Origin of the sequence: Alkalihalophilus lindianensis, from assembly GCF_032843265.1 — a bacterium.
Classification (GTDB): domain Bacteria; phylum Bacillota; class Bacilli; order Bacillales; family Bacillaceae_D; genus Alkalihalophilus; species Alkalihalophilus lindianensis.
The window spans coordinates 468,316-489,361 of sequence record NZ_JAWJBA010000002.1 but is presented as its reverse complement, the minus strand read 5'-3'; the positions used below and the strand labels follow the sequence as shown (position 1 = coordinate 489,361).

Here is a 21,046-nt window from a genome sequence, read left to right as displayed (position 1 = left end):
AGAAGATAGGGGTGAATGATATGAGCATCAAACCAGAGGAAATTAGCTCTCTTATAAAGCAACAGATTGAAAGCTTTCAGTCTGATGTTCAAGTTCAAGATGTAGGTACGGTTATCCGTGTTGGTGATGGTATCGCGCTTGCTCATGGCTTAGAGAATGTCATGGCTGGTGAACTTCTTGAATTCTCAAACGGGGTAATGGGGATGGCTCAGAACCTTGAGGAGAACAACATCGGGATTATCATTCTAGGACCATACACAGACATTCGTGAAGGTGACGAAGTGAAACGTACTGGTCGTATTATGGAAGTTCCTGTAGGAGAAGAATTATTAGGTCGCGTTGTGAACCCGCTTGGTCAACCAATTGATGGTCTTGGCCCAATCGCAACGACTAAATCTCGTCCAATTGAAAGCCCAGCACCTGGTGTTATGGATCGTAAATCGGTACATGAGCCACTTCAAACGGGTATTAAATCAATCGATACAATGATTCCTATTGGTCGTGGTCAACGTGAGTTAATCATCGGTGACCGTCAAACGGGTAAAACGGCAATCGCAATCGATACGATTTTAAACCAAAAAGACGAAGATATGATTTGTATCTATGTCGCTATCGGTCAAAAGGATTCTACGGTTGCAGGCGTTGTTGAAACACTTCGTCAACGTGGAGCACTTGATTACACAATCGTTGTATCTGCAAGTGCATCTGACCCAGCACCAATGCTATTCTTAGCACCATATGCAGGCGTAACAATGGGTGAAGAATTCATGTATAACGGCAAGCATGTTCTTGTGATCTATGATGATCTTACAAAACAAGCTTCTGCATACCGTGAACTTTCTCTATTACTTCGTCGTCCTCCAGGTCGTGAGGCATTCCCAGGGGATGTATTCTACCTACACTCTCGTTTACTTGAGCGTGCAGCGAAGCTTAGTGATGCTAAAGGTGGCGGTTCAATCACTGCACTACCTTTCATCGAAACGCAAGCTGGTGACGTATCAGCTTATATCCCAACAAACGTTATCTCAATCACAGACGGACAAATCTTCCTTCAATCTGATTTATTCTATTCAGGTATTCGCCCAGCCGTTAATGCCGGTTTATCGGTATCACGTGTAGGGGGATCTGCACAGATTAAAGCGATGAAGAAAGTTTCAGGTACACTACGTCTTGACCTTGCAGCGTACCGTGAGCTAGAAGCATTTGCTCAGTTTGGATCTGACCTTGATAAAGCAACTCAAGCTAAATTAAACCGTGGTCAACGTACAGTTGAAGTTCTTAAGCAAGATCTTCATAACCCACTACCAGTTGAGAAGCAAGTTGCGATCATCTATGCTCTTACAAAAGGCTTCATGGATGATATCCCAGTTGAAGACGTACTACGTTTTGAGTCTGAGCTCTTCACGTTCTTAGACCACAACAAGAAAGATCTACTTGATCATATTCGCACAACTGGAAACCTTCCTGAAGATAGCGAATTTAAAGCAGCAATTGATGAGTTCAAGAAGGGCTTTAGTGCAAGTAAGTAAGGCTAGTGGTTGGTAAGTGGACGGAAGGTAGGTTCCAATAAACCTTTTCTAGAGAGTGTGACTTGTGAATCTCCTTTCGTTCTAACCAAACACCTCACGAACCAGTTTTTGCGAAAAGGTGGTGAATCGAATGGCTTCATTACGTGATATTCAGGGACGAATTACGTCTACCAAAAAGACGAAACAAATCACAAAAGCGATGCAAATGGTTTCAGCTGCTAAGCTAAACCGTGCTCAAAACAACGCGCAATCTTTCCAACCTTATACAGAAAAGATTCGTGAAGTAGTAGCGGCAATCGCATCTTCAGGCACAGAGATCTCTCATCCAATGCTAGAAGAACGTCCTGTTAAAAAGACAGGATACATTGTGATTACGTCTGATAAAGGGTTAGCTGGTGGTTACAACGCTAGCTTAGTTCGTTCTCTATTAAACACGATCAAAGCACGTCATAAATCTCCTGATGAGTACGGAATTATCATCATGGGACGTATCGGGCGTGATTTATTTAAAAAGCGTGGCCTTCCTATTATTCAGGAAGTAGTCGGCTTACCGGATCAACCGGAATTCAATGACATTAAAAACATTGCGCGTACATCTGTTGAAATGTTTGCTGATGGTATTTTCGATGAGTTGTATGTTTGGTACAACCACTTCGTAAGTCCAATCACACAAGATGTAACGGAAATGAAGCTCCTACCGCTTACAAATATCGGTGATGAGAAAGCTGCTACAACGGCAAGTGCTTCTTATGAGTACGAGCCAGATGAGCAAGCTATCCTTGAGAAGCTCCTTCCACAATATGCGGAGAGCTTAATCTTTGGATCATTACTTGATGCTAAGGCGAGTGAATTCGGTGCGCGTATGACAGCGATGAGTGCGGCAACTGATAACGCATCTGCTCTAATTGATGAGCTTACGCTTAAGTTTAACCGTGCGCGTCAAGCGGCGATTACCCAGGAAATTACGGAAATTGTCGGCGGTGCAGCAGCACTAGAATAGATTTTATCAACCATACAAATACCCTGAAAAAATTGGCTAAGAGCCATTAGGAGGGACGGAATAACTATGAATACAGGTCACATTACTCAAGTAATGGGTCCGGTTGTTGACGTAAAGTTCAAGAGCGGACAATTACCTAAAATCAACAACGCATTAAAAGTAGAACAAAAAGGTTCTGACAAAAATGCGGTTGATGTTACAGTTACACTTGAAGTTGCATTGCACCTTGGTGATGATTCAGTTCGTACCGTTGCAATGGGTTCAACAGACGGCCTTGTACGTGGTACAGAGGCATTTGATACAGGCACACCAATCACCGTTCCAGTTGGGGAAGCGACACTTGGTCGTGTATTCAACGTATTAGGAGAAGCAATTGACTTAGATGAGCCAGTTGCTGCAGATGTGAAGCGTGACCCAATCCACCGTCAAGCTCCTAAATTTGAAGAGCTTTCAACATCTACTGAAATCCTTGAAACAGGAATTAAAGTAGTAGACTTATTAGCACCTTACATCAAAGGTGGTAAGATCGGTCTATTCGGTGGTGCCGGTGTAGGTAAAACAGTTCTTATCCAAGAACTTATTAACAACATCGCTCAAGAGCACGGCGGTATCTCTGTATTCGCTGGTGTAGGTGAGCGTACTCGTGAAGGAAATGACCTTTACCACGAGATGACTGATTCTGGCGTTATTAAGAAGACTGCCATGGTATTTGGTCAAATGAATGAGCCACCTGGTGCGCGTATGCGTGTAGCTCTTTCTGGTTTGACAATGGCAGAACACTTCCGTGATCGTGATGGTCAGGATGTACTTCTGTTCGTTGATAACATCTTCCGTTTCACACAAGCAGGTTCTGAGGTATCAGCCCTACTAGGACGTATGCCTTCAGCCGTTGGTTACCAACCAACACTTGCTACAGAAATGGGTCAGCTTCAAGAACGTATCACATCAACTAAAGTTGGTTCGGTTACATCAATCCAAGCGATCTATGTACCTGCCGATGACTATACGGATCCAGCTCCAGCGACTACGTTCGCTCACTTGGATGCCACTACAAACTTAGAGCGTAAATTGTCTGAGATGGGTATTTACCCTGCGGTAGATCCACTTGCATCAACATCTCGTGCACTTTCTCCTGAAATTGTTGGAGAAGAGCACTACAGTGTTGCACGTCAAGTTCAACAAACGCTTCAAAAGTATAAAGAGCTTCAAGATATTATCGCAATCCTAGGTATGGACGAGCTTTCTGAGGAAGATAAGCTTGTTGTACACCGTGCGCGTCGTATCCAGTTCTTCTTATCTCAAAACTTCCACGTTGCTGAGCAGTTCACTGGTCAGAAGGGTTCTTACGTGCCTGTTAAAGAGACAATCAAAGGATTCAGAGAAATACTTGATGGTAAATATGATGACCTTCCTGAAGATGCATTCCGTCTTGTTGGACGCATCGAAGAAGTTATCGAAAAAGGAAAACAAATGGCGTAATTCACGCATCGCATTAACTAAAGCGGGGGCACTAGCGAATGCTAGTGCACTCGTTTATGCATAAACTAAACCCCGTGATGCTACTCGAGGAGGGTTTTCACATGTCGACGATTCGTGTAAATGTAGTTACTCCTGATGGCAAAGTGTATGATGGTGATGTGGATATGGTAGTGGTTCGCACAATTGAGGGCGAACTTGGTATCTTGCCAAAACATATTCCGTTAGTTGCTCCTTTAACAGTTGGAGCTGTACGCTTGAAAAAAGGCAACTCTGAAGAAAAAGTTGCAGTTAGTGGCGGTTTCGTTGAAGTTCGCCCTGACCAAGTAACGATTTTAGCTGAGGCTGCTGAATTACCATCAGCGATTGATGTAGAGCGTGCACGTGCTGCAAAAGAACGTGCAGAAGGTCGTGTTAACTCTACGAAGAAAGATGCTATTGACTTCAAACGTGCTGAGCTTGCTCTTAAGAAAGCGATCAACCGTCTTGATGTCTCTGGTAAATAAGCAAAAACGAAGTGAGGTGAGCGTGATGCTCATCTCGCTTTTTTTATTCCATCCCTAATTGTCCCACTAACTTTTTTGCTTTCTTTAAAAGCAAGCTTCCACAAGATGTCACGAATTCAACATAAATATCTACTTTATTATGAGAATATTTTCCATATAATTGAACTATGATAGAAGAGTGTGCAGCATCTGTGTAAATAGTCATGACTAGAATGACAAAGATGAAAAAAGATAGGTCCGTACAACTATAAAATTAATGATAGATCACTATAGATTTTTTATAGGAAATCCGTTAAGATGAAAAATGGATTGCTTTATGCTTGACTTCTTTTTTTCGAAAGCAACCAACAAATTTCTACTAATCGGTAACAACGAAAGAAGGATTGGAACTGGGGGTTACATTGTGTTTGAAGGCTTGGGTCAGCAAGCATTAATCCACCTATTCGTAAGTGTCATGTTTTTGGCGATTACATGGTGGGCATTGCAAGCATTTAAGTTTGATTTATTTGTCAAAGAACCGAATAGCCCAAAGGCAAAAGCATTGATGATCTTAGTCACCATTGCCATAGCCCAGTTAGTCAGTAGCTTTTTTCTGGATTATTACAATGCTTCAACGATGTTACGGTATTTGTGGTAAAGGAAGTTTGTGTCGAGTAATGACTACAACTTCCATGTATGCTTTTACTCCTCAAGGTAAAAATGGTAGTAATCAGCTTTATTTGGGGGAGTGAGTCTTATGAACATGGTACGGACTATATTTTTTGGTTTCATTTTCATAATTCTAGGGTACAGTTATTTGCAGGCAACAATAAGTCACGCTCATAACAATAACTTAAGTGAAATCGAATCTATTCTAGAACTAGCACATCACGAAGAATTAATCGTTCAAGAGTGGCAGTTGCGAATGAGAGAGGGACAAGGTCAGATAAAAGGCCAAGACGCCTTCTTGCAACATGTACATAATTTGAACAACCAGTTCACTGATTGGGATGTGAGTGACGTACACATGTCTGAGGCAGAGTGGTCAGTCTCGGCAACTCGTTCATTAAACCAGGACGATTGCTTTGAAAGACTTAGTATCTATGCATACGAACAAAATGGATCCTATGAAATCATCCACACTTATGAACTGAATGGAACATCCACACAAGCGCTTGGTGAGAGAGAACTACACGAATTACTTGAAGAGAGAAGAACTTTATTTTCCCTGCAAGACTCGCCTGTTTACTCCCAAGTAACATCTGTGCGAGCGGAAGATTCTGAATACGTGGAACCTTCTCTGATGGAGCAAGCGAGAGCGATGATATCAACTCTCGGTGCTAAGGAGATTGAATCACTGAATGAAGAAACGTTTGTCTCGGTTTCTGCATACAATGATGTATGGACAGATGCCATTGTCACAAATGGTAACAAGATGAACCTGCAAGTTGCATTAAGAAGCGGAGATACAATGGGCTCCGGTACAACCGTGACAATAGGAACGCCTATTATTACGACTGAATATTGATGATATAGAATAGACTATAATTTCTAGACGCGGAGGGGAATACGTTGGAAAAAATTATTGTCCGTGGTGGCAATAAGCTAGAAGGCACTGTGAAAGTTGAAGGTGCTAAAAATGCTGTGCTACCCGTAATTGCTGCATCGATTTTAGCTGGAAAAGGCACAAGCCATCTTTATGATGTGCCAGAACTTGCTGATGTATACACGATGAAAGAAGTATTACGTAACTTAAATATTGATGTGGAATATGAAAACAATACATTTAAAGTAAATGCTGAGAAGGCTTTAAAAACAGAAGCACCATTTGAATATGTTCGCAAGATGAGAGCGTCTTTCTTAGTAATGGGTCCTTTACTTGCACGAGTTGGTAAAGCACGCATCGCGCTTCCTGGTGGTTGTGCCATTGGATCACGTCCAATTGACCAACACTTAAAAGGCTTTGAAGCAATGGGAGCAACTGTTGAGATTGGAAATGGCTTTATCGAGGCACGTATTGATGGTAGGTTACAAGGAACGAAGATCTACCTTGACTTCCCAAGTGTAGGTGCTACTGAGAACATCATGATGGCTGCAGCACTTGCAGAAGGTACGACTATCATTGAAAACGTAGCAGAAGAGCCAGAAATCGTTTGTCTTGCGAATTATTTGAATGGAATGGGAGCAAAAGTACGCGGAGCTGGTACGGGTGTCATTCGTATCGAAGGTGTGCCTGAACTTAACGGTGCAGAGCATACAGTCATTGGTGACCGTATTGAAGCTGGAACATTCATGGTTGCAGCGGCAATCACTCGCGGAAATGTATTAGTTGAAGGCGCGATTGCAGAGCACCTTCGTCCATTAATCGCAAAAATGCGTGAGATGGGTGTTGAGATCACAGAAGAGGAAAATGGTTTACGTGTAGTTGGCCCAGAAACACTTAAGGCGATCGACATTAAAACAATGCCTCATCCTGGATTCCCGACAGACATGCAAGCTCAAATGATGGCACTTCTTTTGCACGCAAAAGGAACAAGTGTAATCACTGAGACTGTATTCGAAAATCGTTTCATGCATGTCGAAGAATTCCGTCGCATGAACTCGAATATTAAAATTGAAGGACGTTCAGCGATCATTTCTGGTCCTAACAATCTTCAAGGAGCAGAAGTAGCTTCAACTGACTTACGTGCAGGTGCTGCTCTAGTTATCGCTGGTCTTGTAGCAGACGGTGTTACACGCGTCACTGAACTTAAGCATATCGATCGTGGATATATTGATCTTGCTGGCAAGCTACAAGCTTTAGGTGCAGACGTTGAACGTGTGAAAGAGCAAGTTGAAGAAGATACAACAACTGAAGAAGCTCCATTACGTGTAAACTCAAACCTTTAATCAAAAGCCCTTTTCGAAGGGCTTTTTGTTTTGCTATTTTTAGTGGTGCGAATGACTACGGGAGAGTTTAGCCTTAGTTGAACTTCGATTGAGTGGTCGCTGCTGGTCTATTCTGGGCATTGCGCTCATATATGCTGTGGAAATACATTGATCGCACACAAAGCTCTGATTACGCTCATAAATGAAGAATTGCGCACATAAGTGGTACTCAGTCGCACATATTCTCAACATTACGCACATAAGTAGCATCAGCTCGCACATAGTTATAAAGCTTCTTTACCACTTTTGCCTAAAATGATCCTTTTTATTCTTATATTCTGAATATTGCCTCCTTTATTCCTCTTTTTTAAAAAACAGTCATATTTTCCTGATAGGTTCTATATAAATAAGTTATTAACAGGTTGTCCACATATGTGAAAAGAGAAGCTTACACTCCTTTACTCCTCTTTGTAGTCCCATAATATTCTCCATGCACCTTCTTCATAAGCTACATATACATATTGAATAAACTCGAAATGGCCGTAGGTGCCACGATAAGACTTCGTTACAATCACTTCATAAGCTTCCATGATCTCTGTGTCGTCATACATCTTCCAATTCTTCACCTTCTTAGGGCGATTCAAATGAAAGTCAAATGTATCCACACCAAAATGATTCATAAACGTGTGGGGACGATCACTAATGTAGCGATCACGAGAAAAATGAGCTTTCATCGATGAATGAAACAAATCCCAAGAAGAAGAGAACTTTGCGTCTTGTTCTAATGAATAAAATTCATTGACTACTTTCTTAACGGTTCTTGCCTCAGACGGAATAAAGAAAAAGACGATGAGAAAAAAGACCGCAATAAGAACGATAGCTGGTAAGACAAAAGGCTGCAGTGGATTTCTTCTCCGTAACATAGATGACCCTCCTATTAAACAAATCCAAAGTTTGTTATTGATCCCTATTCCAGCATGTACGTATTTAGCACAGCAAGTAAAGAACTTGTTCTATCTTAGAGGGGCCATTCATAGAATTAGAAAGAGATCAAAGACATAATGGAGGCTTGAATATGAAACGGTTACTCATTATCGCAACAATTCTTTGCACGGTTGTGCTCATCATTCCAACGATGATGGTGTTAATCGGAGATCGATCGACACCAACAGTGATGTCTACGACAGGCGAACAGCAACCAACCGAATCGACTCAAGTCACCTACGAGCCAGAATCAGATGTAGCGATCCAAGTATTTAGAAGTAAGCAAGAACTCGTTGAAGAGGTACCGCTTGAAGAATACGTAGTTGGAGTGGTTGCTTCTGAGATGCCGGCGACATTTGAGATGGAGGCATTAAAAGCACAAGCACTGACCGCAAGAACCTACATTTTAAGGCAAATGCTAGAGCCTGGGGATGTGGAGCTTCCTGGTGAAGCGATGGTAACGGATACTGTGATGCACCAGGTGTATCAAAGCAAAGACGAGCTGAAAAATAGTTGGGGGAGTGAATACGACTTAAAGTATGCTCGCATTAAAGAGGCGGTTCTAGAAACAAAGGGACAAGTCTTAACGTATGATGGGGAGCCGATTACGGCAGCCTTTTTCTCAACGAGTAATGGGTTTACAGAGAACTCTGAGGATTATTGGCCGAATCCAATTCCGTATTTACGTAGTGTAGAGAGTCCGTGGGATCAAACTTCTCCACGCTTCACAGCTGAAAAAGTACTCTCTGTTGGGGAAGTAGAGCAGAAGCTTGGGGTCAGCTTACCGAGTGATGGGACGGTAGGGTCGATTGTTGCTCGTACAGATGGTGGACGTGTGGCTAGTGTAAGTGTGGGAGGTAAAGAGTTGAGTGGACGTGAGGTTCGCGACAAGCTGGAGCTCGATTCATCAGACTTTGATTGGAAGCGTCAAGGCGATCAGGTCGTGATTCAGACAAGAGGATGGGGACATGGCGTTGGGATGAGTCAGTACGGAGCAGATGGTATGGCTAAAGAGGGGAAGAGCTACGAGGAGATTGTTCATCACTATTATCAAGGGGTGAGCATCCAATCGGTAGACACCTATGAAGCGAAATTAACGGCAAAAGCGGAATAAAAGGCGAGCGTAGTAAACCCACCAGAGCCGGTGGGTTTTTTGTCGTTGAAAAATAGGTAAAGTATTAGGGGGAGAAGCTGATACAGTCGATAGACTTGAGGAATATGCTTATATGGAGGAATAAAAAAATAAATGAAGGAGGGTATAAAATGTCAACATTTTCGTCAATGTTCGGTCGAGAATCCGAAAGTGCTTGTGAAAGTATATCGATTGACCGTTCATATAAAAAGCCAAAACAAAAGGCATGTGATTGTTCGATTCGAATTCGCTCTACCGATACCACAACAGTTACTGCTGCAACCTTTCCAGGAGCAGATGTAGTACCGGCTGATGTCGATATTCAAACGATTGACATAGATATTTGCCCAAAATGTAATCCTGCTAATAGCAATGTTTTTGCCGTTTTTCAAAATACATTTGGTGGTCCCCCCCCAACAGGTTTTTCAACGGTTATTGCCGCTTCGATCCCTGGTACCTTTAAAGTGAAATGCAGTGAAGAAACTGGTATGGCGATTATAGAGGGGCTAGCCAATATTGTCATTGACAATACAGTAGGATTAATAAGTCCCTTGGTCCCTATTACCACTATTCTTACCCTGCCATTTAGAATCGAGGTTAGCAGCGATGGGACAGCTACCTTTACAGCTCGTTTTATTGCTGATGGTGAGACATTAAGCGTTTCATTTGCAGGCTTAGATGTGTTGATAAGAGATTGTGATACTAGGACTAGGCGTAGAAGCTTCGATCATGATAGAGGTTGCTGTGAGTAATCTACAGAAAGAGAGTTATTCATATGTAGCTCTCTTTTCTCATTAGGTGATTGACACATATCTTTTTTCGTTATCTATGCATAACAAAATCACCTTTGTCGAAAACTAATCTAAAAAAATTTTTAGTTATATGTATATATTTCCATCAATCGGCTCAAACTGGTTGCTGAGGTGATGAGAAATGAGAGAAGAAGAAAATAAACGCTCTTCTAAAAATGAGGAAAATTCATTTGATCTACAAAGCTTCTTAAAGAAGCGCTGGGTTGTTCCCGCAGTTTATCTAGTCGCAGCAGCTGGGGTATTAAGTGCCGTATTATTCATGCAAGGTGGAGATGAATCATCTGCCCCAGGTGAAGGAGTCGAGGTTGTAGACCCGTCTCAAGATGGTATGTATGGTGAGGAAGCAGTTGAAGTAACCGCCGCGAATGAAGTGGTGAAAAAGCCTGTTGTGGAAGAAGAAGGAATTGAAGTTGTTGTTCATTACTTTGACGAAGCAGGATCGGCTGAAGAAAAAGAACAAGCTTTAGTATACTACAATAATGAATACCGCCAGAATAAAGGAATTGATTTTGGTCACGTTGAAAATGCAAGCTTTGATGTGGTCGCTGCTCTAAGTGGAACTGTTGTAAAATCAGAAAAAGATGCACTTCTTGGATATGTTGTAGAGGTTGACCATGACAATGGGATTGTTACGCATTACCACAGTTTAGATAAGGTAGACCTTGCAGAAGGTGAAGTCGTGAAACAAGGCGACGTCATTGGTCAAGCAGCACGTAATCTGTACAATCAAGATGCCGGCGTTCACGTTCACTTTGCGATTCGTCAAGACGGAATTGCTGTAAACCCATCGGATGTATTTGAACAACCAATTGATTCAATCGGTGATGCTGTGAAAAAGCAACAAGAAGCGGCTGAGGCTGAGGAGGAAGCACCAGCAGAAGGTACAGAGCCTGCTGAAGGTGATGGTGAAGACAAGCCTGCCGAAGAGAAGCCAGATGCACTAGGTGATGAGGATGAAGCTGAAACACCAGCTGAAGACGAAGACGGTGCTGAAGATTCAGATGAAGAAGAAAACACTATAGGTTAATTAGTAAGTAAGCGACTCACGCATAGATGCGTGGGTCGCTTTTTAGTGTGTTCGCCCGATTGTGCGGCAGTTTCACCCAAATAATCAAGTGATCCCTCCAACAAGCCTCACTAGTCCCTTGCGAGTCGCATTTTGTCTATGAATTTTTTTCGAAATAGATTTATTCACTAGCTTGACATATTTCAGAATATTTGAAATAATAAACCTTGTAAAAAGACTGTTATGGAACACCGCTATAAAAAGATGAGGATGTTCCAATTCTTAGAAGGAATTTATGATAACGCTTACATAATACTGGTTTTAACTGTATTAGTACTAAAAAAGACTGACTATCCGGTCTGAGAAAAAGCTTCAGGAATATAGTGAACTAAAGGAGGTTTCTTATGTTATACGTGTTTCTACTTATTACAGCCTTATCGATCTTTTTCGCTTTTAGAATGAAAAAGCCACTAATGCTATCTGTGCCGTTTGCTGCTATTATTGTTTATTTTGTTATTCAAATTGCAATGGTTCCACTGGGCTTTTTCGAGACGGTTCGGTTCATTTTTGATCTAAGGTAGGAGGGTGTTATGGCGAAGCGAAAAAAACAAACACACTCTACAGAAGATCATTGCGAAAAATGTCATCAAGATACACTCACCCACATTCAGATGGGGCAATATTTTTTCTTACTTAGTGCCCTACCCTTTTTAATGGCAATCGTCTTAACTTTCGTTGTTCATCCGGTATTTCTAACTTTTATCCCACTCGTCGCGTGGATGAATTTTCGAATTGCTAAAAAGAAAACACCTCTTAGACGCTGCACAAATTGTCACCACACCATGACCCCACAAAAACGTACACATCATACTTAATGAAACGATTTTAGTTTAAAAGGGAGGCGATGCCAATCTATGAGGGGCAAGTAGCCGTATAGTGGACGAAAAATCGCAAGCCATTTTATAAGGAGGCGTGAGACTTGAAAAAAATTGATAAAAAAGTAGCCGATGCCTATTTTCGTGCAAGAACGACTCTTGTTATTGTCTGTTTGATCATTGGAGGCCTTGTGTCGTTTGGTGTAGTAGCTTTTGCAGAGTTCTTTAGCACTTTTACTATTATGGGAATGCCCGCTCATTACTACATGGGAGCGCAGGGGGCTGTTGTTACCTTTGTTCTATTATTATTTGGAAATGCTATTATAAGTGACCAAATTGATAAGAAGTTCGGCATTAATGAAGAAGAGAATGTCAGAGCAAGTGCAGGGAAAGCGCTCGATCACTAAAAAATAGACAAATGAACTAGACAATTGAACAATAAGGGGGCATCATTGTGGACCAACAGACATTAGTTTCAGTATTAATGATTATGGCAACGTTCGGACTATACATTGGGATTTCGGTCTATAACCGAGCAAAAGCAACATCTGATTTCTACGTAGCAAGCCGCGGCGTTCCACCGTTCTGGAATGGTATGGCGATCGGTGGAGACTGGATGAGTGCTGCATCCTTTATCGGGATGGCTGGTACGGTTATGATTCTAGGTTATGACGGTCTTGCCTATATCATGGGTTGGACTGGTGGTTATTTATTCTTAACTTTCTTACTAGCACCGCAGCTTCGGAAGTACGGTCGCTATACAGTTCCAGAGTTCATTGGTGACCGCTTCGATAGTAACACGGCTCGTTTAATCGCCGCGATTGCAACGATTATCATTAGTTTCACATACATCATCGGTCAATTAGCAGGTTCTGGTGTTGTTATTGGCCGTATCTTAAACATCCCGGCGATGTACGGAACGATGATTGGGGTAGTTGTTATCGCGATCTATGCAACACTCGGTGGGATGAAAGGGATCACGTGGACACAGGTGGCTCAATACATTATCTTAATCATTGCCTACATTATTCCGATTGTGTTCATGTCACTTCAGATTACGAGTAATCCATTACCATGGCTTACATATGGAAATATCGTCACCCAATTAGGTGAGCTTGACCGGGAACTTGGGATCTCGGAGTATTTTGCTCCATTTGCCGAAAGTGAAAAGTCACAGTTCATCGCGCTTATGTTTACATTAATGGTCGGAACAGCTGCTCTTCCACACGTAATTGTTCGTTTTTATACAGTAACAACGATGAAAGCAGCACGTTGGAGTGGTGCGTGGGCGCTTGTCTTTATCGCCTTACTTTACTTATCTGCACCAGCATACGCAGCATTTTCTCGTTTTATCTTAATGACACGTGTAGCAGGTCAACCAATTGATGAATTACCTGCTTGGACAACAACATGGGTTAATACAGGTCTCCTTCAAGTCGCTGACCAAAATGGAGACGGTATTCTTCAATGGCAAGAAATTGTCATCTCAAATGACATCGTCGTTATGGCCACACCTGAGATTGCCAACCTAGGCGTATTCGTTATTGGTCTTGTTGCAGCCGGTGCGATGGCAGCTGCCTTATCGACTGCCGGTGGTTTATTGATCACAATTTCTTCATCGTTTGCTCATGATATTTACTATCGTCTTGTCAATCCAAATGCAAGTGATAAAAAACGTCTTGCAGCTGGACGTTGGGCAATCGTTCTTGCAACACTTGTGGCCGGTGTGGTTGCTCTTAATCCGCCAGGGGTTATTACCCAAATCGTTGCGTGGGCGTTTGCACTTGCCGGTGGTACATTCTTCCCTGTTCTCCTACTAGGGGTTTGGTGGAAACGTGCCAATGCAAAAGGTGCGATTGCTGGTATGCTTGTCGGGTTGTCCGTTACACTGACATACATTTTATTAGCACGTAGTGGCATCACGATCTTTGGCATTCAAGATACAGGAGCAGGTCTCATCGGTGTACCTATTAACTTTATCGTTACGTATCTCGTTTCTAAAATGACAGCTGCACCATCACAAAAACTACAAGATGAAGTGGTCGACCTACGTTATCCTGAACAAATGACTTACAAAGACGGAGAGGTATGGATGGATGAATCATCAGGTAGATAGCCAAATCATACAAGAGATCCACACTCACCCGCTTTTTGTCGGCATAACAGCCGACGAATTGCGGGAACTCTTAGAAACCTGCGAACTCAAACACTACACGAAATCTCAGAAAGTGCTCTATTCAAAGACGCCGCGCGAAGGACTTCTGCTCATCCTGAAAGGGGTGGCAGAAGTTTTTGTCAGCGGAGGGGAAGCCAATGCCCAAGAGGTACTAGAAGTTCTTCAAAAAGGGGATATGATTGGATTTTCAAGCTTAGCTGATTTTTTAGGCGAAAAAAGTGAAAATCCAGATCAATATGCAGTAGAAGTACGAGCAGTAGAAGAAGCAACATGTCTGCACATTCCCTATCCAGTCATTGAAGCACGCTGGCATGATGATACCGTTCGTGATTTCATGCTCAGGCAAGCATCTATTAGACTACGTGATATCTATCAATCTCTCGCTGAACAAGTGAAGCAAGCAAGCCGTTTCGGGGAGAGTGAGCCATTTATCCGCCGCATTCATGATGTGATGACCGAACCTGTTGTTATCGTTGATCAAGATGATGATGTGCAGGACGTGGCGGATACGATGGTCAAACGCGGTACCAGTTCCGTTGTTGTTGTGAATGACGGAGACCAATTAATTGGCATTATCACCGAAAAAGATCTCGTTGCGCGTGTTGTCGCAAATGGAGGCGGACCTGGAATTGTCGCAAAAGAAGTGATGACGGCCAACCCGTTCATCATAGTCGATGATGCCTTTTACTATGAGGCGATGTCGAGCTTTCTGATGAATGGGATCAAGCACTTACCTGTGATGCGCCGTGGCCGCGTCGTCGGTATGGTGACGTTATCGGATCTCCTTCGGAAGAAAAACCGGGGCGCGATGGAGATTCTTCATACGATTGAAGAGTCCAATTGTGAAACGATCGATGCCATGAAGCCCGCCATCTATGACGTGCTTAGTAATTTAATTCAAGATAGAATCCCAACGACTCATCTTTTAAATGTGATAACGAAGCTATACGACCGCCTCGTTCGACATGCGGTACAGCTCGCCGTTCGGGCTTTAGAGGACCGTGGACTAGGAGCACCGCCTGTAGCCTTCAATTGGTACATGATGGGCAGTGGTGGGCGAGCAGAACAGTTTATGTTAACGGACCAAGATCATTTTCTTGTTTATGCTGATAGTCAGGATGAAAAACGCGAAGAAATCGACGCCTATTTTGATGAGCTTGGTGCAGAAATTGTTCGCCATCTTGAGCAAGCCGGCTACAAACGTTGTAAAGGGTTAATGATGGCAAGCGAATCTCAATGGCGTGGTTCGCTTAAGAAGTGGCAAGAGCGTCTCCGTGGCTGGAGCTTACGGTCGACAAATGACAACATCTTGCTTGGCCATAACTTCTTATCTTACCGCATGCTCTACGGCGATGCTGAGCTTCATGACCAGTTTGTCGATGTCGTGCGTGAGATTTTAACGAAGTCAAAAATCTTTCTCTACCGCATGGCTGAGCAGGAAAAAGAATCACCTGTGCCAACACTTGATCACCCGATTCGTGCGTTGTTCCGAATGAAACGGGAATCGATTGATATCAAGATGCATGCACTATTCCCAATGCATCATTGTCTGCAGCTTTTATCAGCCCATCACGGAATATTTGAAGGGACACCACTAGAGCGTCTCGATCGCTTGGTGGAAAGAGATGTGTTTAGTGAGCAAACAGCCGATGAAATTCGTTTTGCTTATGAAGTGGTTCTCTCCATTCGGGTCGATCAAGCATGGCAAAGCTTTAAGTCAGACACAGAACGAACAAGTAAAGTTCATTTTGCTCATCTCAGAACGAAGGATAAAGAGGAATTAATGATTGCCTTAAAAACAATTCGCAGCTTACAAAACCAGACACTCGGTGCCTTTGGTATGTATTAACCATCATGTGACGACTTGAGGAGGTGTGTATGATGATGTTTTGGAAAAAACAAAAGCTTGATTATAAATTACAATCAGAGGTGCCATTGAACACAAATATTCGTGATTTAACCTTCACGATATTTGATACCGAGACAACCGGGTTTGCGATTAATGGCTCTGATCGTATGATTGAAATTGCTGCGGTTCCGGTAGTGAATTTAGAGGTGCAAGAGCAAACCTTTCAAACCTTCGTCAACCCAGAGCGTGAAATCCCGCAAAAAATAACGGACTTAACCGGTATTACTGAAGAAAAGGTGAAGGATGCTCCAGTCGGTCTTGATGCACTCGAACGGTTCTTTCAATTTAATGAAGATATCAATAGTCACCTTTGGGTCGGGCATTACGTGAGCTTTGATATGATGGTCGTGAAAAAAGAATTGCAACGTAAGCAATACACATTTGAGTCTCCTCTTGTCGTCGATACACTCGACCTGATCGGCTACCTCAATCCGTCACGTGACATGCGCGACTTAGAGGTTTATGCCCTGCAATTTGGCACATTGGTCTATGAGCGTCATCAAGCTCTCGGTGATGCGATGACCACCGCACACCTCTTCTGTGAGCTGATGCGCCACTTAGAGGACAGAGGCAAGACAACACTTGCCGACTTATTGGAAATCGGCACCTCGACCACACGAGGCGTTGTATTTTAAATGTGGGATCAGAGAACGCGGCCAGATGAGGTCGCGTTTTTTTGAGTTGGGGTGGGTTGAGGGGTTTTGAACGGTTCGCGTTCAGCTCAGTTCCGTTCAGTTCGCACATATAAACAAGTAAAAGAGGCCGCTCGCACATATATTGAAAATAGCGCACAAAACTCACGATACTCGCTCATAAAACATGGATTCCGCACATAACCTAGTCCGGTTCGCACATAAGCCATTAACCTTCGCACATATGACTTCCTTTATCCAGTCCCTCCAGCTCAAAAATGGACCAAAATCATTCGAATATGTAAAAAAAGTCTGAAAATAGCCCTCGTCCTCTTTAAAATGTGGTATATCTGCTGAATCTCCCTAATAAACTGTACCAATCACCAACACAGAATTAGGGAGGCGAGACGTGTGCACGATTACATCAAAGAGCGAACAATCAAGATTGGCAAGTATATCGTCGAGACAAGGAAAACGGTGCGAACGATTGCAAAGGAGTTTGGCGTATCCAAAAGTACCGTTCATAAAGACCTAACCGAACGCTTGCCAGAAATCAACCCAGAGCTCGCAAATGAAGTGAAAGAAATTCTTGAATATCACAAATCTATTCGTCATCTTCGTGGCGGCGAAGCGACGAAAGTGAAATACAAGAAGACACAAGATGAGCCTGCTCAACAAATTGTAAAAAGTCGTCAATAATTTTCATTAAAAACATCCCTGTCTGAACAATCTGTGATAAAATTTACAATTAGGTATATCGTAATCAGTAGATACGATCATGTTCGGTTAACAGGGAGGAAAAAGAATCATGTTTGGTAGAGATATTGGAATTGATCTAGGTACGGCAAACGTCCTAGTCTATGTAAAAGGTAGCGGCATTGTTTTAGACGAACCATCCGTTGTAGCCGTGGACACACAATCAAAAAGAGTTCTAGCTGTCGGAGAAGAAGCGTTTCGCATGGTTGGACGTACACCAGGAAATATTGTTGCCATGCGCCCTATGAAGGACGGCGTCATCGCAAACTTTGAAATGACTGAATCGATGCTAAAGCATTTTCTTGGCAAGATTAATGTCAAAAGCATGTTCTCAAAGCCACGTATACTAATTTGTTGCCCAACTAATATCACCTCTGTAGAACAAAAGGCGATTCGTGAGGCAGCAGAAAAGAGTGGCGGTAAGAATGTGTATTTGGAAGAGGAACCGAAAGTTGCTGCAATTGGAGCTGGAATGGACATCTTCCAACCGAGCGGTAACATGGTAGTCGACATAGGCGGTGGAACAACAGATGTTGCTGTTCTTTCAATGGGTGATATCGTCACCGCCTCTTCCATCAAAGTAGCAGGTGACAGGTTCGATTCTGACATCTTAACTTACATCAAAAAGAGGTATAAACTTCTTATCGGAGAACGCACAGCTGAGAACATTAAGATGCAAGTCGCAACAGTATTTCCAGGCGCGCGTCAGGAAGAAATGGACATCCGCGGGCGCGATATGGTAAGTGGACTTCCAAAGACAATTACGGTACACTCAAAGGAAATAGAAGAAGCATTGCTTGAATCGGTTTCCTATATTGTACAAGCTGCTAAGCAAGTACTTGAGCAAACGCCACCAGAATTATCAGCGGACATCATTGACCGTGGAGTGATTTTAACAGGTGGAGGAGCGCTTCTGCATGGTGTAGATCAACTTCTAGCAGAAGAATTGAAACTGCCAGTACTTGTAGCAGAAGACCCGATGCATTGTGTGGCAAAAGGAACAGGCATCATGCTTGAGAACCTTGACAAGATGTCTAGGAGAGTAAAAATTTAATTACATCTTTAATTCAACAGATACATGTGGCATTGGATTAATCGATGCCGCATGTTTTCGTGCTTATCATAATGGTTTTTAAAATGGAGGAAAAACACGATGCTTAGAGGATTGTACGGCGCAGCAGCAGGGATGATTGCCCAGCAACAGCGCCAAGAAATGCTGACCAATAACCTAGCCAATGCGAACACACCAGGATACAAAGCCGACCAAGCATCACTACGTGCGTTTCCTAATATGCTCATTAGTGCAATGGACACAGAGACTCATCAAGGCGCATCTGCCCCAACGATCGGAGAACTGACAACGGGTGTCTACTTACAAGAGCGTATGCCAAACTTCCGCCAAGGAGACATTAATGAAACAGGCAATTCCACGGATATTGCTCTGCTTCAAGGTGTGATGCCTGAGGGGGAATTAGGACGCCCAGGTGCTTTATTTTATACAATTCAAGCTGGAAATGAAGGCGAAGTTCGTTACAGTCGGAACGGGAATTTTACCATTGATGGCGCTGGTTTTCTAACGACGACAGAAGGCCATTATCTACTTGGTACGAATGGACAACCCCTCGAAGTCGGTGATGAGAACTTTACAATTGATGAAAATGGCCTCTTAACTTCATCTAATGGAGATGCAGTGGGTCAAATAAATATCGCTTATGCAGAGGACCCGATGCTACTTGTCAAAGAAGGTAATGGCTTGCTGCGCTTTACAGAAGAAGGGGAACTTCCTACTGCCATCGGAAATGCTGACATTAGCTTTCAGCTCCAACAAGGGTTTGTTGAACGTTCAAATGTTGATGCATCGCAAACAATGACGGAGATGATGAATGCTTACCGCTCATTTGAAGCCAACCAACGCATTCTTCAAGCCTACGACCAAAGCTTAGAAAAAGCAGTCAATGAAGTTGGAAGGATCGGCTAATGGATAAGCAGAAAGTGAGGCAGGTACAATGAATCTAGCGATGATTTCGTCCTCTGTGACAATGGGTCAATTACAACGTAAAATGGATACAGTATCACATAATATTGCAAACAGTAACACGAACGGTTTCAAACGTCGTGAATCCACCTTCTCGGATCTTTTATTCCAGCAGGTTAATAATCAAACGGATACACGCTATGAAACAGGGCGACTCACACCAAACGGCATACGTGTTGGTGCGGGAGCAAAGATTGCTCAAACCGCGCTTAGACTAGAGCAAGGTTCGATTCAAAATACGGATCGTCAATTAGACTTTGCGATCACCGAGCCGCATCATTTTTTTGAAGTGGAGTCGGTTGAAGGTGGACAAGCAGTTACCCAACTGACTCGGGACGGGGCCTTTTATTTAAATGAAGATCCTAACAACCCGAATCGACTGACAATTGTAAATGGAAACGGTGAGTTTTTATTAGACGGAGCAGGCAATCGTTTCTCCCTCCCAATGAACTTCACCGATATTAACCTTTCACCCACCGGACAAATTCAAGTAACATTAAATGATAATGAAACGACCGAAGATATTGGCCAAGTACAGCTCATTCACGTCTTAAAGCCACATCTACTTGAAGCACACGGTGATACAAGCTTTCGAATTCCTGACCTAGCTGCATTAGGGTTAGTTGAGGCAGACGTCACCCAGCAAGTTCCAGGTGGTGAGGGAAAGCTAATGCAAAATGCGCTTGAGGCTTCGAATGTGAATATCGGACACGAAATGAACGAGTTGTTAAACATGCAACGACATTATCAATTCAATGCACGGGCCATCTCGATGGCTGACGAAATGAACGGACTCATCAACGGAATCCGACGCTAATGTGCAAATGAGGAGAAGACGATGACTGAACAAGAAAGACAATCGACGACAACTGAACAAGAAACCACTCCTACTGAAATCGAACAGGTAACCCCTGTTGTAGTGGAAGAGGAGGAGGTGCCGAAAAAGAGACGCTTTGGCCTACGCAAAAAAGGTCCGAAAAAAGAACGAATTCGTCTCATTCCAATCTGGCTCCGTCTTATTATCGTAACCGTTCTTGTCGGCGGCTGTCTCCTTCTTGGAATCATCATCGGCTACGGTGTCATCGGAGACGGCGATCCATCTGATGCCCTAAAACCGGAAACCTGGTACCATATCATTGATCTCATGCAAGGAAACCAATAAACCACCCGTAAAGGTGGTTTTTTTGTTGGGGAAGTGGGGGGATGGGTACGTGTGTGTAGTGTGGGTTTCGCACATATAAGAGTCTTCCGTACATATAAAAGCCCGCTTGCTCATATAAAGAGTATTGCGCTCATAAGAGTGGGAGAGTCGCACATAAACGAGAAATCGCGTACATATCAGAGTGCGTATAGCACATAAACTCATCATTC

The 21,046-nt window shown here is 43.0% G+C and carries 22 protein-coding genes; 21 read left to right on the top strand and 1 reads right to left on the bottom strand.

The window, feature by feature from the left end:
- Positions 1-20 precede the first annotated feature (20 nt).
- The 7 genes from atpA to murA all read left to right on the top strand — a co-directional run bounded on the left by atpA (position 21) and on the right by murA (position 7,379).
- Complete coding sequence (gene atpA, locus RYX56_RS09030) at positions 21-1,529, top strand: F0F1 ATP synthase subunit alpha (protein WP_317121737.1); 1,509 nt, start codon at positions 21-23, stop codon at positions 1,527-1,529.
- 130 nt (positions 1,530-1,659) lie between these two features.
- Positions 1,660-2,529 carry a F0F1 ATP synthase subunit gamma gene (locus tag RYX56_RS09025; protein ID WP_317121736.1) on the top strand — a complete coding sequence of 290 codons (870 nt, stop codon included), beginning with the start codon at positions 1,660-1,662 and terminating at the stop codon, positions 2,527-2,529.
- Between the two features lie 66 nt (positions 2,530-2,595).
- Entirely contained in the window at positions 2,596-4,008 is a 1,413-nt protein-coding gene (atpD, locus tag RYX56_RS09020) for a F0F1 ATP synthase subunit beta (protein ID WP_317121735.1), read from the top strand.
- A gap of 101 nt (positions 4,009-4,109) precedes the next feature.
- Positions 4,110-4,511, top strand: a complete 402-nt coding sequence (locus RYX56_RS09015; protein ID WP_317121734.1) for a F0F1 ATP synthase subunit epsilon — start codon at positions 4,110-4,112, stop codon at positions 4,509-4,511.
- A gap of 403 nt (positions 4,512-4,914) precedes the next feature.
- On the top strand, positions 4,915-5,148 hold the full coding sequence (locus RYX56_RS09010) for a DUF1146 family protein (protein WP_317121733.1): 234 nt from the start codon (positions 4,915-4,917) through the stop codon (positions 5,146-5,148).
- Between the two features lie 99 nt (positions 5,149-5,247).
- Positions 5,248-6,018, top strand: a complete 771-nt coding sequence (locus RYX56_RS09005) for a YwmB family TATA-box binding protein (RefSeq protein ID WP_317121732.1) — start codon at positions 5,248-5,250, stop codon at positions 6,016-6,018.
- 44 nt (positions 6,019-6,062) lie between these two features.
- Complete coding sequence (gene murA / locus RYX56_RS09000; RefSeq protein ID WP_317121731.1) at positions 6,063-7,379, top strand: UDP-N-acetylglucosamine 1-carboxyvinyltransferase; 1,317 nt, start codon at positions 6,063-6,065, stop codon at positions 7,377-7,379.
- Positions 7,380-7,816: 437 nt separating this feature from the next.
- Here murA and RYX56_RS08995 read toward each other — a convergent pair whose 3' ends face one another.
- Positions 7,817-8,281: a hypothetical protein gene (locus RYX56_RS08995; protein ID WP_317121730.1), complete on the bottom strand. Its 465-nt coding sequence runs from the start codon at positions 8,279-8,281 to the stop codon at positions 7,817-7,819.
- Positions 8,282-8,433: 152 nt separating this feature from the next.
- Between RYX56_RS08995 and spoIID the strand changes: the two genes are divergently transcribed.
- The 14 genes from spoIID to RYX56_RS08925 all read left to right on the top strand — a co-directional run bounded on the left by spoIID (position 8,434) and on the right by RYX56_RS08925 (position 20,837).
- Entirely contained in the window at positions 8,434-9,456 is a 1,023-nt protein-coding gene (spoIID, locus tag RYX56_RS08990; protein WP_317121729.1) for a stage II sporulation protein D, read from the top strand.
- Between the two features lie 149 nt (positions 9,457-9,605).
- Positions 9,606-10,226 carry a hypothetical protein gene (locus RYX56_RS08985; RefSeq protein WP_317121728.1) on the top strand — a complete coding sequence of 207 codons (621 nt, stop codon included), beginning with the start codon at positions 9,606-9,608 and terminating at the stop codon, positions 10,224-10,226.
- 181 nt (positions 10,227-10,407) lie between these two features.
- The gene (spoIIQ, locus tag RYX56_RS08980) at positions 10,408-11,313 is read left to right on the top strand and encodes a stage II sporulation protein SpoIIQ (RefSeq protein ID WP_317121727.1); all 906 of its coding nucleotides are present in this window, start codon (positions 10,408-10,410) and stop codon (positions 11,311-11,313) included.
- 383 nt (positions 11,314-11,696) lie between these two features.
- On the top strand, positions 11,697-11,873 hold the full coding sequence (locus RYX56_RS08975) for a hypothetical protein (RefSeq protein WP_047973161.1): 177 nt from the start codon (positions 11,697-11,699) through the stop codon (positions 11,871-11,873).
- A gap of 9 nt (positions 11,874-11,882) precedes the next feature.
- Entirely contained in the window at positions 11,883-12,167 is a 285-nt protein-coding gene (locus tag RYX56_RS08970; RefSeq protein ID WP_317121726.1) for a hypothetical protein, read from the top strand.
- 104 nt (positions 12,168-12,271) lie between these two features.
- Positions 12,272-12,574: a DUF4212 domain-containing protein gene (locus RYX56_RS08965; RefSeq protein ID WP_047973421.1), complete on the top strand. Its 303-nt coding sequence runs from the start codon at positions 12,272-12,274 to the stop codon at positions 12,572-12,574.
- A 47-nt stretch (positions 12,575-12,621) separates the two neighbouring features.
- On the top strand, positions 12,622-14,283 hold the full coding sequence (locus RYX56_RS08960; RefSeq protein ID WP_317121725.1) for a sodium:solute symporter family protein: 1,662 nt from the start codon (positions 12,622-12,624) through the stop codon (positions 14,281-14,283).
- Positions 14,264-16,192, top strand: coding sequence for a DUF294 nucleotidyltransferase-like domain-containing protein (locus RYX56_RS08955; protein WP_317121724.1), 1,929 nt, complete (start codon positions 14,264-14,266; stop codon positions 16,190-16,192). The genes RYX56_RS08960 and RYX56_RS08955 overlap by 20 nt, the downstream gene beginning before the upstream one ends.
- A gap of 32 nt (positions 16,193-16,224) precedes the next feature.
- Positions 16,225-16,887 (top strand): 3'-5' exonuclease, encoded by a 663-nt coding sequence (locus RYX56_RS08950; RefSeq protein ID WP_368503096.1) that lies wholly within the window; start codon positions 16,225-16,227, stop codon positions 16,885-16,887.
- Between the two features lie 408 nt (positions 16,888-17,295).
- A complete protein-coding gene (spoIIID, locus tag RYX56_RS08945) occupies positions 17,296-17,583 on the top strand; it encodes a sporulation transcriptional regulator SpoIIID (RefSeq protein WP_317121722.1) in 288 nt (95 codons plus the stop codon).
- A gap of 109 nt (positions 17,584-17,692) precedes the next feature.
- A complete protein-coding gene (locus RYX56_RS08940; RefSeq protein WP_317121721.1) occupies positions 17,693-18,694 on the top strand; it encodes a rod shape-determining protein in 1,002 nt (333 codons plus the stop codon).
- Between the two features lie 99 nt (positions 18,695-18,793).
- Positions 18,794-19,618, top strand: a complete 825-nt coding sequence (locus RYX56_RS08935; RefSeq protein WP_317121720.1) for a flagellar hook-basal body protein — start codon at positions 18,794-18,796, stop codon at positions 19,616-19,618.
- Between the two features lie 28 nt (positions 19,619-19,646).
- Positions 19,647-20,492 (top strand): flagellar hook-basal body protein, encoded by an 846-nt coding sequence (locus tag RYX56_RS08930; RefSeq protein WP_317121719.1) that lies wholly within the window; start codon positions 19,647-19,649, stop codon positions 20,490-20,492.
- Between the two features lie 21 nt (positions 20,493-20,513).
- Positions 20,514-20,837 carry a DNA-directed RNA polymerase subunit beta gene (locus RYX56_RS08925; protein ID WP_317121718.1) on the top strand — a complete coding sequence of 108 codons (324 nt, stop codon included), beginning with the start codon at positions 20,514-20,516 and terminating at the stop codon, positions 20,835-20,837.
- The last annotated feature ends 209 nt before the right edge of the window (positions 20,838-21,046 follow it).